The organism is Sinobacterium caligoides, from assembly GCF_003752585.1.
Taxonomy (GTDB): domain Bacteria; phylum Pseudomonadota; class Gammaproteobacteria; order Pseudomonadales; family Sinobacteriaceae; genus Sinobacterium; species Sinobacterium caligoides.
Genome location: NZ_RKHR01000005.1, coordinates 301508 through 316855 on the forward strand (window position 1 = coordinate 301508; position 15348 = coordinate 316855).

Sequence of the window (15348 nt, forward strand, 5' to 3'; positions counted from 1 at the left end):
TCACCCCATGAATAGCCGAGTGAGCGTCAAAGCAATACGACAAGCTGAAAATAGCAGCGATTATTTTCAACAGCTCTTTATCTTGTGCGAACGGGTTAGCCCCGTCCTGCAGGGTAAGTGCTGCGCCGCTCAACCCGGTATGATTCTACCCAACACCAATAACCAACAAGCCGTTGCTCAGCTCTATCAGGAGCTAAAACAGCACTACCCGACTGCTGGCGCGGCTTATTGGCTCGGTCGAAGCTGGTCTCTGCTCACCTGGCAGCCTATCTATATTGCATTTACTGCCATCTATCAGCTGCGCTCCCTGCCCAATCTAAGCACTATTGCACAACGCCACTCACCGGCGCTGATCGCTGGCTTTAGCCTAAGTAGTGACGACGTCCAAGAGGGCGACTACCCCACGCTGATTGCACAAGCGGGGCAACAACTATTAACCTTATTCTCCTACTACAGTGCCGACCTGTCCCAGCTACGGCCACTTAGGGAACCTTGGCTGCAGCGATACCTAAGTGATACCGTACTGCTGCAACTACAGGCGCTTCATCAACGCCTTCCAGGCTGCGAGCTAACATTTATTCGCGAGCAAGCTGCTCTATGGCTAGCGGCACTCGAGCTGCCTGATACCGCATTATCATCCATCCAATTAACAGCTGACCAGCAACAATTATTCATTCAGCGACAAAGCTGCTGCCTTGCCTTTAAAGCAACAGAGTGCAATCTTTGTGCTGGCTGCCCCTGCGCACGCAGTAAAACAAAACAAAAAGAGGCACAGTGATGTATCAACTCGATGCTGTGCAGGTACAACGCGATGATCGCACCATCCTGCAAATTGATCAGCTACAAATCAACCCTAACGCTTTTACGGTCATTTTAGGCCATAACGGCTCTGGCAAATCGACTTTAGTGAACCTGTTAGCTGGGGAATTCCCACCTGACCAGGGTCAAATCCATTTGATGGGGCAACCACTAAAAAGCTATGGCGCAAAGCAACTGGCACGAAAAGTAGCCTATCTTCCACAAAAACTGCCGGAATTAGCAGGGATGAGCGTTGCCGAACTGGTGCGCTTAGGACGCTACCCATGGCGTGGTGTACTCGGCCGCTGGCGCGAAGACGATCACCGTATTATCGATGAAGCGATGATCAAAACCGGCGTTGACGGCTTACGTGACAACTTAGCGGATCACCTCTCCGGCGGCGAGCGCCAACGCGCCTGGATTGCCATGTTACTGGCTCAACAAGCCGAGCTACTCATCCTTGATGAACCCACCTCAGCATTAGACATTCATCATCAATACCAGCTCATGGCCCTGTTGAGTGAGCTAAACAAAAGCACAGGCAAAGGCATCATCGTCATCTTACACGACCTAAACCTTGCGCTTCGCTACGCCACCGAAGTCATCGCACTCAAGCAAGGCAAGCTCGCCTTCCAAGGAGACTTAGACATGCTGTTAGATGAGCAGCGATTATCTGCGTTATTCTCTACCAACGTCGCATTGATCGATCACCCGACACATTCGCATAAAGTGGCTATCGTATGTTGAGGCAAGCTTTTATCAGTTTACTACTCGTCTGCCTAAGCCTTTCATCCTGGGCAGAGATCCAAGTGCATGACAGCCGCGGCCCACAAAAGCTACCAGCGCTTCCTGAGCGGGTGGCTGTGCTCAATTGGGATCTCGCTGAACAAGTAATAGAGCTTGGCGTTACCCCCATCGCCATGCCAGAAATTAACGCCTACAAAGAGTGGGTCATCCAGCCGACCGTACCGAAGGGGGTGCAGGACATTGGCTCACGCATAGAGCCGAACTTCCAGCTACTCGCACAACTTCACCCCGACCTGATCATCATCGCCTCACCGCAGCTCGACCTATTAGAGCGTCTAGAAAAAATTGCACCAGTGCTCTACTACCACACCTACAGCGCTACACACGATAACGCCGCGACGGCCATTAGCAACTTTCAACACATTGCCGCCGCTCTCGGTCGCTCAGAAGTCGCGGAGAAACGTTTAACCGAGATGCGTCAGCGACTCGCAGAACTCAAACAACAACTACTCACCGCCTATGGTGGTAAGCTGCCAAAAGTCTCCACCTTTCGCTTCGCCAGCACCACCTCTGTTTACTTGTTTGGCGACAATTCGATGGCTCAGTATGCGCTATCGCAACTCGGTATCTCCCCCGCCCTTCACCTCCCGGCAACACAATGGGGAGCAACACAGCAACGCTTAATGGCGTTGAGAGATATCGGCGATGCTACTGCACTGTATTTCACCCCGTTTGCACAACAACAGGCGCTGGAGAAAACTATCTTATGGCAAGCCATGCCCTTCGTCCGCCAACACCGCGTTCACGCCGTTGCGCCCGTATGGAATTATGGCGGCGCAATATCGATACAGTACCTCGCTGAGGCCCTAGCCGAGAGCCTATTAGCCATCGCGCCACAGCCAACCAAAACCTCTAACGACGCTAATAAGACGCCAGAATAATGACGCCCAGTACCCCTTCGATACGCTACAACGGCACTGCCATACTGCTATTTGCCATGCTCCTGCTCGCCGCCCAGATCGGCACGCCACTCAGCCTGGCCGAGCAGTGGCAGTTAACAGCAAGCAAGCTTTTTCATGGCCTCAACCCTGACAGTTTTGACGGTTTATTATTTGTCGAGTCACAACTACCAAGACTTATGATTGCCGTCATGGTCGGTGCCACACTCGGCCTTGTTGGCAGCTTGATGCAACAAATAACACAGAACCACCTCGTCTCACCATTAACACTCGGCACCTCGACAGGAGCCTGGCTCGCCTTAGTCATACTCAATGTGTGGTTCCCACACTGGGTCGGTGATTTTGCCTCTATTGCCGCGATGTCCGGGGCCTGCCTAACACTTGGGCTAGTGCTGCTAATCACCGGTATGAGAAACCTATCAGGCCTCGCCATCGTAATGGCTGGCATGGCTGTTAACATCCTGTTTGGCGCCATCGCTACCGCGATCATCTTGCTCAACCAAGAGTATGCCAGCAACCTGTTCATCTGGGGCGCTGGCGATCTTGCGCAGAATGGCTGGGGAGGCGTCGCTTGGCTAGCACCTCGACTCGCATTGGCCGTGCTCATTCTATTACTGGCACCGCGAATATTGACACTGCTAAAACTTGGCCACAGTGGTGCCAGAGCACGTGGGCTAAACATCGTACCAGCGCTGGTAGCACTCTTTGCATTGGGGCTATGGCTCATTGCATCGTCAATCACCACAGTGGGCGTAATCAGTTTTGTCGGTTTACTCGCCCCTAATATGGCTCGTCGCATGGGCGCAACCAGCGCCCGCGACGAGCTGTATTTCAGCATGCTATTAGGCGCGTTATTACTCGTCATCACCGATGCGCTGGCAATGTTAATGAGCCTGCAAACCATGGATATGATTCCCAGTGGCACGGTAACGGCCCTCGTCGGGGCCCCCGCCCTCATCTGGTTCACACAGCGTCAGCGGCAAGCAGACGGCGCAATATCACTACAACTGCCAAAGAGTCGCTTCCGTTTTAACCGACGTCTAGCGGGCCTACTCATCATCGCTTTTATTATTAGCGTACTGACTAGCATATTCGTTACCCGCTCACTCGAAGGCGAGCAATTAGTTTGGGCAATAAGCTTGCCAGAGGCTTACAGTTGGAGTATCCGCTGGCCAAGACTAATTACCGCAATAGCGGCTGGCTCGGGCCTCGCCGTGGCTGGCGTGCTACTACAGCGCCTCATCTACAACCCGCTCGCGAGTCCCGATATTCTTGGCATCTCAGCGGGTGCAACCTTTGCATTGGTCTCCGGTAGCCTATTCTTTGGCATGAATATCTTTCAGGCGACGACCGGCATCGCCTTTCTCGGTAGCATGACTATCCTCGTGATACTCATCTTACTTGGCAGGCGCTGTCAATTCGCCCCTGCAACACTGGTGCTCTGCGGCATCGCATTAAGTGCGTTGATCGAAGCCCTAGTTCACTTCGCCCTGATCAAAGGCAACGAGATGTCCTACAGCATACTTAGCTGGTTAGCGGGATCGACCTACCGAGTGAAACCTGAGGCAGCCATCAGCCTGGCGCTGATCGTCACTCTACTCGTCGCCTTCGCGCTAGCGACATCACGTTGGTTAACGCTGATCTCTGGTGGTAGGCAATTTGCTAAAGCGAGGGGGTTAGCAGTCAACAGAAGCTTCGTGATCTTGCTGACCTGCGTCGGCTTGATCTGCGCCGCAGTCACTGCAACGATGGGGCCCGTTGCCTTTGTCGGCTTGCTAGCCCCTCACATGGCCGTAATGTTAGGGGCTAACCGCGCAAAACCACAGCTACTCACCGCCGCACTGATGGGGGCATTATTACTGGTACTGGCCGATTGGTTGGGGCAGACACTGGTTTATCCCTCTCAGATTGCTGCGGGCACATTAGTAGCTATCGTCGGCGGCAGCTACTTTATTCTGCTGATGATCCAAGGGCGAAAACAACGCTAATACCTAGACGAGCTGCTCGCTAAGCGGGCAGCTGTTCATAATTAAGCTGAAGCGATAGACTTTTCACCGCAAGGTCTCGCTGTTACTTGTTTGACCACTTTATTTGAAATTCAACCTCCTCCTCTGTGCCTTCACGCTCATGCTCAATACTGTACTCTGCGCGTACCGGCACATAGATTCGCTCACCGGCAATCTGTATTTCAAATTGGTCACCATTTTCCAACGCATCGGCCAAACGTCGTAACTTGGCGACAAACTCCGCTGTTGGGTACGTCTTTTCGATATCTCTCTCTTTTTTTACACTCATATTTCGACCTAATCTGCAGTTAATAAAGGGGGAAGATAAGATAAGCAGCAAAACGACAATCGTGCGCCTAAATTGCGCACAATGCACCATGCTTTGCTCTAATTTACTGCTTCTCTACAGAAAAGAAAACCTGGTGAATAAAAAAGCCCTCTATAACTTTCAGTCGTTATAGAGAGCATATAGACAAGGACACTTTTGTATCGGTGCTGAGGGGCGCTACCGCATTAAAGATGTCCTATCTAAAAACTGCCTGAGACGGGCATTAATCGCTACCCTCTCGTTTAATACTCCGGTGTTATGCTTGGGATTAGCCGTTCCTGTCGCCTTATCGTCTATCAACTCCTCAGGGTTAACCCCTTGAATAACTCCCGATGCACCAAAGTACATTCAAATAAATAGCAATAACCATGCCCAAAGGCGAAAGCTCTAGATGGTTACCATGTATAAATAATATGCTGGGTTCCTATTCAAAGGCCACTCTCGTGACAGGTTCTGAACAATACGGTTATTCAACAATTATAATCACGCCTGCTCTAGCCATCGAAATAACTGTGAAAGATATATTCTCTAGCATCAAAGCAAGTCGTAACGAAGCTGTAGTTACAACAATGATTTTTGTAGCTCGCCCGCCCCTCTTGACGCACGTCAACATCAAGATCACCACACAGGTATATTCTGGAATGGTCTAACACTTATTCGTAATGACTGAGGTAAAAAATATGAGCGTTGAAAAACACGATTTATTGCACGAGCTTCCTCAACACAAAGAAAGCATTCGCTTCTTAAAAATGAATGACAACCGCTTCTGTAAATTGTTCGATGAGTACCACGATGCCGACCACGAAGTACACCGTATCGAACAGGGTGTAGAAACACCGAGCGACCAATACACGGAACAACGAAAGAAAATCCGCCTCTCACTCAAAGATCAACTTTATCAAATCATCCAGCAATACGAGCAGCAAGCTGAACTCGCATAAGCTGTAAGTGCAGGTGTAGCTGTATGCGCTGAAATACTCTATTTTCAGCGCATGACAGCATAAGCCTATTTCACTTCAACAGATGACAGGAAGTTATCAACTAGACCTCTCCTCTTTCAATGGATCCCCTTTCCATGCTATGCAAAGCTAGTGTAGTTACTTACTCAATTCTTTAATATCTGCGTGGCATAAAATACGCGCACAATTACACACAACTAAATAAAGCCACAAAGTTTTAATTACACAAAAGCTCACAAAAAAGGTTGAGAATATACACGGTCAAGCTAAAACATTACAGCACCAGTCAATCAACGAGCTGCTCAAAACCCTGAAGCGCCCGTAAAACGTGACCTTCGAAGCATACCTGCAATGAAAAAGGCAAAGGGTAAAAAAAAATTAATACTTTTTATCGTTAATTGATTACTGTCGCATTATAAAAAATGTATATTATATACATACGGTAATATTTAGTGGCTCAAGCTACCGAGCAACCAAGTTTACTATGGCGATTAAGTGTCAAGACTCTGGACTGAGTCCGGCACTGCCACGAAGGCAAAAACAGAAAAATAAAAACCATTTTAGCAAGATATAACGCCAGGAAAGGTTATGAAAAATTTAGGGAAGCAATTATTTAAGCAAGCTAGCGGCATGGTTAATGCTATCAATGTTTAAGCTGATATAACGGCAAGCAAACAATGCGGCTGAGTGAATACGTAACAAAATACAGCCAGCTTCGCCGTAGGTTTCCCCAATATTAAAAAATGAACCCAACCATCGATGCAAGTCATGCACCGGTCATGAAGGCCAGCGCCACACTTGTGTAATCTTAAGGAGAAGAGCACCAATATGACTCATAAAATAACTAAAACACTTACAACGTTTTGCGGGCTGTTACTTGCGACATCTGCGTTAGCAGTACAGAGCGACGTCGCTAAAGTCACGAAATCACCCCACGGCTCCTATATCGTCATCATGAAGCTAAAACCTGCAATCAGCTATGATGGCAACATATCAGGCTACAAAGCCACTAAACCAACGGCAAACCAACGTTTTAGCACAAAAAGCAATGCAGCACAGAGCTATAAGAACAAACTGCGAAAAGACCATGACGAGGTGCTCGCGACATACGGTCTGAAAGACAAAAAAGTTCACGATTACAGCAACGCCATCAACGGCTTTAGTGCTCGTATGAGCTACGAGCAGGCCAAAAGTATCGCACTGAATAAAAAAGTAGCGATGGTTCTCCCGGACACACTCCACCAAACCATGACGGACAACAGCCCTAGCTTTCTTGGGTTAAACAGTCGTCGTGGTCCTTGGGCTAAAGATATCAACGGTGAAGATGTCATTGTCGGCATCATTGATACCGGTATTTGGCCTGAGCACCCATCGTTTGCCGATGATGGCAGCTATGCTGACTTAGGTATTACACTGGATGAAAGCGCCTATTCCAGCTGTGATTTTGGTAATACTGTCCATCGCGAGGACGACGCCCCCTTTGCTTGTAACAACAAGCTGCTTGGCGCTCGTCAGGTTCTTCCAACCTACCGTGAGGTACTCGGTGCCGACGCTGGTGAGTTTGATTCGGCCCGCGATGAAAACGGGCACGGCTCTCACACCGCCTCAACCGCAGCCGGTAACGCCGATGTATTTGCAACACTCTTGGGCAACGACCTTGGCTTAGTCAGCGGCGTCGCTCCTCGGGCGCGCATCATTGCCTATAAAGCACTTGGCACACAGGGCGGCTTTGGCTCTGACCTCGCTGCCGCGATCGATCAAGCAGTCGCGGATGGTGTCGATGTCATTAACTACTCCATTGGCTCTACTAGCTACGCCATTGGGCCCGACGACATCGCCTTCCTGTTCGCTGCTGATGCGGGCGTCTTTATCGCGACCTCCAATGGTAATAGCGGCCCAGCCCCTGCGACTACAGGCTCTCCTGCCTCTACTCCATGGGTTACCTCGGTTGGTGCCAGCACGCAAGATCGCACTTACGAAGGTTCAGCTTCATCCTCCGATGGCTGGGAATTTATTGGTGCCTCGATTACTGCTGGCACTGATGAATTGCCACTCGTCGATGCCGCTGATGCAGGCAGTGAACTCTGCCTACCAGGCGAACTTGATGCCGCAGTCGTTGCCAATAAAATTGTCTTATGTAAGCGTGGCGATATCGCACGCCTAGATAAGAGCCTCGCCGTTAGCATGGCCGAAGGTGCCGGCATGATCCTCTATAATGCCAATGACGGTCAGAGCGAAGTTACCGACACCCACTACGTGCCTTCAGTACATATCAACAATACCGATGGTCTCGTTATCAAACAGTACATCGCCTCAGATGACAGCCCCGTCGCCAGCATTGGTGCCGGTCAGCACGCTTACGTAGAAGCACCGTCAATGGCCGGCTTCTCATCACGTGGTCCTAACCGCCTTTCAGCTGACATCATCAAACCCGACATTACCGCGCCTGGCGTCAACATTTTGGCAGCAGACACCCCGGTTAACCGCGGTGAGCAATTCCAAATGATTTCCGGCACCTCAATGTCGAGCCCACATGTCGCCGGTATGTATGCCCTCATCAAACAAGCTCACCCTGAGTGGACGGCCGCCATGGCCAAGTCCGCGATGATGACAAGCGCACATCAAGATGTGAAGAAGGAAGACGGCATCACCCAGGCTGACGCCTTTGACATGGGCGCCGGTCATGCCGTTCCTGCACGAATCAACGGTCTACGCACCTCTATGTTTAACCCAGGTCTTGTTTATGACATTGGTTATGCTGATTACCTTGGTTTCCTTTGCGGTGCTAACACCGGCCTTGTCAGTGATTCTGATTGCGCCCTTATTGAGGCCGATGGTATTGCTCTCGACCCGAGTGAGCTGAACCTCCCCTCTATCGGCATCGCTCAGCTAGCAGGCAGCCAGACCATACACCGCACAGTAACCCGCCCAGCCGACACAAATCCAAACGCCAAAAAGAAAAAAAAGTATTGGGTCCATGTCGACGCGCCTGAAGGTTTCAAGGTTAAGGTCAAGCCTAAAAAGCTAAAGCTAAAGGCAGGAGAGTCTGCAACTTATAGCATCACCGTCACCAATGTCAGCGCTACACCGGATGTCTGGGAACACGGCTCACTCACTTGGAGCCCGCATAAAAAGTATTCACCGAAAAAGCGAGGTTTAGTCTACAGCCCGATAGCCGTTAAAGGCGCGCTATTTTCTGCAGAAGAAAGCTTAGACGTTAGCGGAGAGAGTGGTACCAGCGAGTTTGATGTTAGCTTCGGTTATACCGGCAATTACACTGCAACGACTCAAGGGCTAACCCCTGCAGAGTTGACGAGCGGTGAAGTTTCACAGGATCCAGATCAGGCATTTAACCCTGTAGATGGTTTCTCGACTGCCCATACCATTGCCGTCAGCGACGCCGCTCTGTTACGTATCGCCCTCCCTCCAGAGGCAACTGATGCAGATGCTGACCTTGACCTCTATCTTGTTAACCCTGCTGGCGAAGTCGTCGCCTCTAGCGGCAATGGCGGCACCGATGAGTTAGTCGAAGTTGTTTCACCGGTAGATGGTGACTGGACGTTGTGGGTTCATGGCTGGGCCGCACCAATCGACCCCACTCCATATACGCTGTACAGCTGGGTTATTGCCAACACATCAGGAGGTAGCCTGACGATTGATTCAGCACCTACCTCTGCCACCACGGGCAACACCGAAACAATCAACTTCAGCTGGGATAACGCCACTGCCGGCGAATGGCACTACGGCCTCATCTCTCATGAAAATGATGACGGTAGCTTTGGCCTAACTCGTGTGGAAGCCGATAATCGCTAGTACAACCTAAGTGTTATCAATCGGCGGGGCCAGCATTGCTGCCCCGCTTTTTTTTGCCGGCCGTTGGCAATAAAAATAGGGCTTGCCTGTCTGGGCATGATAATAATAATGCCGACCCCCTACGCGCAGAATGATCTGCGAACCGTTAATCAGTGCTTGCGTATAAAACATCCCTGGTCGAGGACAGCCAAGACTACTATCGGGCCAAGTTTTTTCTGTGACCGAAAGCACCGCTACCTGCTCCGCAGAAACCTGTAAGCGCATAGCCAAGTCCTGGCGTACCGCCCCTGTATCAGAAAGATTATCTGAAGCCGAAGCACTACTCATCGCCAGAAACACAAATAATAAACCTATACCGCCTCGAAAATAACTCATCAGCCCACTCCATTATTCACTCCAATGACAAAAGCCTTACAGAAGTATACGTCAATTTAAAAGAATAAAGGCTAGGCCAGCACCGCGCCACCGATAAATCTCGTTCACCGATGACAAGCGCGCACTATCAAGCCTCTTCGCACGCTAAAGATTAATGGAGAATCACGACTTAGAGCGACACAGAATGTGCCGCAACCTTAAACAAAAGCTTTATTGAACCAAGTCCGACTGAACAGCACCGACAGCGTTAAGGTACGTCAGTACTGCCTGATCGACTGCCAGCTGCTCTTTATTATCACCATACTGATCCCACTCGATGATTTTACAATCCTTATCGACCGTCACCAAAGCATGCTCATGCTGCTGAAAACGCTGCCCAGTCACTAAACTAACAGTTTCAACGTAACGAAGACTAACCGCCTTTAAGCCAGCTCGCCTAACATGGTTGACGTCAAGATCAAAATCGGCGACAGCGAAGGCGCCCCGCCAATATTCAGGGCCACTCATATTCACAGTTACAAGCTCACCATTATGACGCTTGATAAAGTCCGGTGCGTAACCTGCATAAGCACAATCTGCACTCTCTGTTTCTATACAGGTTAAAGTCTCGAGAACCGCTTTTGTTGGAAACAAGCAAAAATTAGGCTCTGCCGCCAGGGTCTCAACGTGTAATAAGCTTACTGTCGAGATCATAAAAAGGCCTTTCAGCATTTTATTCATTAGTCGTCATCCCTATTAACTAGTATTTATTATTATAATCTAGGCATGAGGTCGACGTAATATGCATTACCCGGTTTTATTGTTACCACTCAACCTTTGCGAAATCATTGTGACTGAACCTGAAAGAAAAGACAATACAGCGCCTAAAACGATATGAAACGACTGAGATGCTAGTGCTTGCACTTCACTTGCGCTCTCTGCATTTTTTTTCATAACCTCCTGAATAATGGCCGATAACTGCTGATCACTCACCACTCCTCCTACGGGAGCCTGCTGGTTATATTCATTAATTATTTTTACATAGGGCTCAACAACCAGCTCAGGCCTATTGAAGTCCTGTTCCCAAAAAGACACATAACCAATAGACAACAATATTATTAAATAAATTATAAGCACAACCACCCACATGGTGACACTTGGCATCTTCGACGCCAATTCTCTACACACTTGCGTCCCAGCACCCTTGTATTGATTATTATTCATGATCCACTCCTACTACATACGAAGTAATTTAACGATATATAACGTACTCACGACCAACACTGCCACTCCAACACTGCCAAAGCATCCAGCTAACGCGACAGTCGTTTTCTAATTAGCATTTTGATTGGAAAGCGAAACGAAATACTCGGCGGTTCTACCTATTTAAGGAGCAATTGATTGACGAGAACAATTGGAGCGTTGACTGCAAGGAGCGACTCAAGGTTAAGTAAGTGAAATAATTATCTTTTAGCAGACAGGAGCTACACTAAGAATATAAACTTAAAGATTATTTGCCATTTTGAAAACGGAAAATAGCGTTAGAGTAATCTATCAGTTAGTTATTAGATCGATAAAAACAGCGGTTTAACATCATCATCAATAATAAAATGATTACACTTTCAACAAAAAGGTTTACGAGACTTTAATATCTCGCAAACCGCAAAGGCGCTGAAGTAAATTTACAGGGTTCACATCAACATATCTACACCCATGAGGATGACAACAAGGAATTATCTAAAAATATTATTTTATAAATTTATTGGTAGATAAAAATAAAAAAATAGACTCCCAATTATTAATTAGCCTATTTAATTGCTTATTTATTATTAACCCGAAACGTCGCCCTAAAATCCACCGGCGCTAGCATAGACGTTTCATCAAGCCCGCCTATGTTACCAGCATCAACAACAAACAACTTTGGCGCCACATGTATGTCATAAGACCGCCCCTCAAGAATGCGAACGGCTTGGTCAATCGCAACACGCCCCTGAATAACCGTAGAATCTGTCGTTGCTGCTAACACCTCGCCCCGCTTAATCGCCTGATGCACCGCGGGGGTATAATAGTAAGAGACAGTCTTAACCTGGTCACTCAACTTTTTCTCTTTCAATAGCTGTATAGATGCCTCGGCAGCCACTGCCGTCCCTACGATATAATCAAGGTCTGGGTGATTCGCCAATACTGACTCAATCTGCTTCATCTGTGTTTTTTTATCGATATCGCCATAACGCGTTTCGACCACATCGATCGATCTATTCCCATCAAGACCAGAAATAAAGCCCTTGTCAGCCGACTCAACCCACCCTGCGCCTGGCGGACCTGGGAACCATGCCACCTTCACTGACTTGGACCCCTGTGGGTGACGATCGGCGAGATAGCGCCCTGTATTAAGCCCCAAGTCACTAATTGAAATCAGGGTTTTAGCGGTAACTTTGGTAGAAGAGACACCGTTCGCGACATCGATCACAGGGATATTATGTTGCTTCGCTTTAGCGATCACATCATTTAACCCTTCAAAAGAGATTGCTCCAAGCACGATCGCATCGGCATCACTATCAATACAATCTTCGACCTGGGCGATCTGACGGGTCAAATTGCTATAACCTCCCGCCTCAAGCAGGTGCATTTTAGTCCCTAGGCGACGCGATTCAGCCACAATGCCATAGTTAATCGCCAACCAGTATGCGTCATCAACATGGGGGAGCGACACACAAATATCCCAGGGCTTAGTCGCTGATTTTAATGGTGAATAAGGTTTAAGGCTACGTTTACTATCGATGTCAAAGGGCGAGTGCCACACTTCAGTATCGTAGGGGTACCAGTTTTCAGCAGCAACAACTTCTGCAACACTCACACTGCCGATCAACGCAACAATAGCACTCCTCAGTGACATTGTTATTATTTGCGGGCACTTCATTCGTGTCTTCCTTAACAGGTATGAATAAGAGCTAGTATTATATCGACAAAGAGATACAAACTCACCTACCCCCATGGGAAGATCTGGGTATATAAATAATTAAATATTTGTAACAAATGACAAGTATAACCAAAGTGTTAGGCAAGCACACCCACTGGAAGTACGGCTTACGGTTAGCTTTGAGCTAACCACTAACCAGCAACCACCAACAAGGATGAAAGTACTCACTCCCACTCAAGCTATCACCTAGCTATCACCTAGCTATTGACGTGGGAGAGAATCATATCAAACGTACCTCAGCATCAATTATTGATAATCTCTTGCGCGACAATACCATCCCTTTTCTGCGTAACAAGCTCGAAGACCGTCTCACTGGTTAACACACCGGTTGAAAACACATTCTTATTTTCCTTAATCGTTTCCAACACTTCAATGTCTGCAATCGTGATCGGGTCAACTGTTAACGGGTTATCTGATAGCACGACAAGATCAGCCAATTTCCCCACCTCGAGTGAGCCTTTTTTATCTTCTTCAAAGTACTGGTAGGCCGCATTAATCGTGATGGCCTGCAAGGCCTCATAAGGCGTGATTCGCTGATCATCTCCCAATATGCGACCACTGCGCGTCTGGCGATTGACCGTACTCCAAATCATGCGTAACGCTGAGGGCAACACGACAGGCGAATCAGCATGCACGGTCAACTTAAGCCCTGCATCCAATACATCGCGGGAAGGTGAAATATAATTTGCACGATCGGGCCCGAGTACTGACTCATAGTGCCAATCACCCCAGTAAAATGTGTGTAGCGTAAATAACGACGGAATAATACCCAGCTCTTTTAATGCCGGAATCTGATCTTCGCGTAACGTCTGGCCGTGAATTAGCACTGGGCGAAGGTCTTTCTTACCGTACTTTTTTTCCGCCAAACGAAATGAGTCGATCATCCAGTCGATCGCCGCATCACCGTTCGCATGTACTAATAACTGCAGGTCATTCTTGTAGGCGGCGTCTGTGGCAGCATCCAATTCTGCGCGAGTAATCGCTGGGTAGCCTCGGTAGCTTGCATCCTTGCCTTCTGGCGGCACAAAGTAAGGCTCGGTTAACCAGGCTGTCTTGCCCTGTGGTGACCCATCAATACTGCTCTTATGGCCGGCAATTCTAAAGCCACGGAAGTAATTCGTATCATGCGCCTTGGGTGTCAACAACGGTGCTGCCTGTGTGGCATCAACATAGGAAGTGATATCAATCGGCAAATCTGTCACTAGCGTCGATAACGACATTAGAAGCGCAAGCTGTACCGGTGTTTTGCCGTCCTGTGCTGTCGTGAAGCCATTCTCAGCAAAAGTCTCTGCCCCCTTGGTCACCATGCCACTCAAGTAAGCGATGTCCGTAGTCGATCCCATCAAAGTCGTTAGGATTGATTCTGCAGCCTCCTCCTCAAGCACACCGTTAGGAGTCACACCGTCAGCCTCACGCCGAATAACTCCTCCCTCCGGGTCAGCTACCCCCTTCGTATAACCCACCATTTCAAGTGCACGATGGTTTAGAGACGCTAAATGACCTGATTGATGGATAATCGCCACTGGCAGCTCTGTGCTAACCTCATCCAGCTCATCGGCGACAGGGTGACGCCTTTCAGCCAGCTGAGAGTCATCATAGCCAAAACCAACAATCCATCCCGTTTTCTCCAGAAACTCAGGTTCTGTCGCCACCCACTCGGTTAAAGTGTCTTGCAAAGCCTGAATACTATTCACACTGCCGTCCGGCGCAGGCAATACCGGCGCCGTCTCTGACTGCATGCCCAACATGCTGACATGGCCATGGGCATCGATAAAACCAGGCAGTAACGTCTTACCTTGCAGGTTGACTAGCCGAGTATAAAGCCTCCCGTGCTTGAGCATCTCTTCACCAGAACCCAGATCTAGGATCTTCCCTGCCCGTACGGCGACAGCCTGAACCGTGGGTTGATCCTCGTTCATCGTCACAATATCACCACCGTAGTAGATGGTGTCTGCTGCCTTCCCCCAACCCACTAAGGGCGAACCAAGAGCCATTACAGTGCTACTTAACGACGTAGCAAGAAATACCGCACTAACGGCCTTAAATAATCCCATTACAAAATACTCCCTATTTATTATGTCAATAAATAGTAACCAGAAAAAAAAAATACGTATACCTCACTACGCAAAAAACACATAACGCTCCGTTAGCTACGGCCACCTTCTTTACCCCTTAACGTCATTTATCGACCACGAAAAGCTTAAACAAGAAATTAAATTTATCGTAATTACAGAAACCTACAAATTCCAGCAACAGCGAAAGCCTTTTCTTAATAAGAAACAAATCCTCGCATTAAACTTTAGCAACACTCCACAACCACCAACTAACCCTTTAATTACAACCATTTACACGCACCAATTTGACACGCAAGCGCACAAAAATGATGCAGAAACTCTCTTTAAAA

At 48.5% G+C, this 15348-nt stretch carries 12 protein-coding genes; 6 read left to right on the plus strand and 6 right to left on the minus strand.

Features of this window, described 5'->3' with window-relative positions:
• The first annotated feature begins 7 nt into the window (after positions 1–7).
• The 4 genes from EDC56_RS13655 to fhuB are packed head-to-tail and all read left to right on the plus strand — an operon-like array spanning position 8 to position 4492.
• Entirely contained in the window at positions 8–778 is a 771-nt protein-coding gene (locus tag EDC56_RS13655; RefSeq protein WP_123713129.1) for a siderophore ferric iron reductase, read from the plus strand.
• Entirely contained in the window at positions 778–1545 is a 768-nt protein-coding gene (locus tag EDC56_RS13660; RefSeq protein WP_123713130.1) for an ABC transporter ATP-binding protein, read from the plus strand. Before EDC56_RS13655 ends, EDC56_RS13660 begins: the two co-directional genes overlap by 1 nt.
• Positions 1539–2486 (plus strand): iron-siderophore ABC transporter substrate-binding protein, encoded by a 948-nt coding sequence (locus tag EDC56_RS13665; RefSeq protein WP_123713131.1) that lies wholly within the window; start codon positions 1539–1541, stop codon positions 2484–2486. Before EDC56_RS13660 ends, EDC56_RS13665 begins: the two co-directional genes overlap by 7 nt.
• Positions 2486–4492 carry a Fe(3+)-hydroxamate ABC transporter permease FhuB gene (gene fhuB, locus EDC56_RS13670; RefSeq protein WP_123713132.1) on the plus strand — a complete coding sequence of 669 codons (2007 nt, stop codon included), beginning with the start codon at positions 2486–2488 and terminating at the stop codon, positions 4490–4492. The genes EDC56_RS13665 and fhuB overlap by 1 nt, the downstream gene beginning before the upstream one ends.
• A gap of 82 nt (positions 4493–4574) precedes the next feature.
• On the opposite strand, the gene EDC56_RS13675 is transcribed toward fhuB, so the two are convergent.
• Positions 4575–4799 carry an amphi-Trp domain-containing protein gene (locus tag EDC56_RS13675; RefSeq protein ID WP_123713133.1) on the minus strand — a complete coding sequence of 75 codons (225 nt, stop codon included), beginning with the start codon at positions 4797–4799 and terminating at the stop codon, positions 4575–4577.
• A 719-nt stretch (positions 4800–5518) separates the two neighbouring features.
• Between EDC56_RS13675 and EDC56_RS13685 the strand changes: the two genes are divergently transcribed.
• On the plus strand, positions 5519–5779 hold the full coding sequence (locus EDC56_RS13685) for an HP1242/YdcH family protein (protein WP_123713135.1): 261 nt from the start codon (positions 5519–5521) through the stop codon (positions 5777–5779).
• Between the two features lie 846 nt (positions 5780–6625).
• Positions 6626–9610 (plus strand): S8 family peptidase, encoded by a 2985-nt coding sequence (locus EDC56_RS13690; RefSeq protein ID WP_123713136.1) that lies wholly within the window; start codon positions 6626–6628, stop codon positions 9608–9610.
• Positions 9611–9616: 6 nt separating this feature from the next.
• Here EDC56_RS13690 and EDC56_RS13695 read toward each other — a convergent pair whose 3' ends face one another.
• From EDC56_RS13695 to EDC56_RS13715, 5 genes are all read right to left on the minus strand, one after another.
• A complete protein-coding gene (locus EDC56_RS13695; RefSeq protein WP_123713137.1) occupies positions 9617–9985 on the minus strand; it encodes a hypothetical protein in 369 nt (122 codons plus the stop codon).
• 210 nt (positions 9986–10195) lie between these two features.
• Entirely contained in the window at positions 10196–10705 is a 510-nt protein-coding gene (locus EDC56_RS13700) for a hypothetical protein (RefSeq protein ID WP_123713138.1), read from the minus strand.
• 66 nt (positions 10706–10771) lie between these two features.
• On the minus strand, positions 10772–11188 hold the full coding sequence (locus tag EDC56_RS13705; RefSeq protein WP_123713139.1) for a hypothetical protein: 417 nt from the start codon (positions 11186–11188) through the stop codon (positions 10772–10774).
• 595 nt (positions 11189–11783) lie between these two features.
• Complete coding sequence (gene torT, locus EDC56_RS13710; protein ID WP_211333696.1) at positions 11784–12884, minus strand: TMAO reductase system periplasmic protein TorT; 1101 nt, start codon at positions 12882–12884, stop codon at positions 11784–11786.
• Positions 12885–13186: 302 nt separating this feature from the next.
• Positions 13187–14998, minus strand: coding sequence for an amidohydrolase (locus tag EDC56_RS13715; RefSeq protein WP_123713141.1), 1812 nt, complete (start codon positions 14996–14998; stop codon positions 13187–13189).
• Between the last annotated feature and the right edge of the window lie 350 nt (positions 14999–15348).

Excerpts from the sequence above, each read along its gene's own strand:
- EDC56_RS13695 (WP_123713137.1), bottom strand. The coding sequence starts at position 9,985 with ATGAGTTATTTTCGAGGCGGTATAGGTTTATTATTTGTGTTTCTGGCG.
- EDC56_RS13655 (WP_123713129.1), top strand. The coding sequence starts at position 8 with ATGAATAGCCGAGTGAGCGTCAAAGCAATACGACAAGCTGAAAATAGC.
- torT (WP_211333696.1), bottom strand. The coding sequence starts at position 12,884 with ATGAAGTGCCCGCAAATAATAACAATGTCACTGAGGAGTGCTATTGTT.
- EDC56_RS13660 (WP_123713130.1), top strand. The coding sequence starts at position 778 with ATGTATCAACTCGATGCTGTGCAGGTACAACGCGATGATCGCACCATC.
- EDC56_RS13675 (WP_123713133.1), bottom strand. The coding sequence starts at position 4,799 with ATGAGTGTAAAAAAAGAGAGAGATATCGAAAAGACGTACCCAACAGCG.
- EDC56_RS13690 (WP_123713136.1), top strand. The coding sequence starts at position 6,626 with ATGACTCATAAAATAACTAAAACACTTACAACGTTTTGCGGGCTGTTA.
- EDC56_RS13665 (WP_123713131.1), top strand. The coding sequence starts at position 1,539 with ATGTTGAGGCAAGCTTTTATCAGTTTACTACTCGTCTGCCTAAGCCTT.
- EDC56_RS13700 (WP_123713138.1), bottom strand. The coding sequence starts at position 10,705 with ATGAATAAAATGCTGAAAGGCCTTTTTATGATCTCGACAGTAAGCTTA.
- EDC56_RS13685 (WP_123713135.1), top strand. The coding sequence starts at position 5,519 with ATGAGCGTTGAAAAACACGATTTATTGCACGAGCTTCCTCAACACAAA.
- fhuB (WP_123713132.1), top strand. The coding sequence starts at position 2,486 with ATGACGCCCAGTACCCCTTCGATACGCTACAACGGCACTGCCATACTG.
- EDC56_RS13715 (WP_123713141.1), bottom strand. The coding sequence starts at position 14,998 with ATGGGATTATTTAAGGCCGTTAGTGCGGTATTTCTTGCTACGTCGTTA.
- EDC56_RS13705 (WP_123713139.1), bottom strand. The coding sequence starts at position 11,188 with ATGAATAATAATCAATACAAGGGTGCTGGGACGCAAGTGTGTAGAGAA.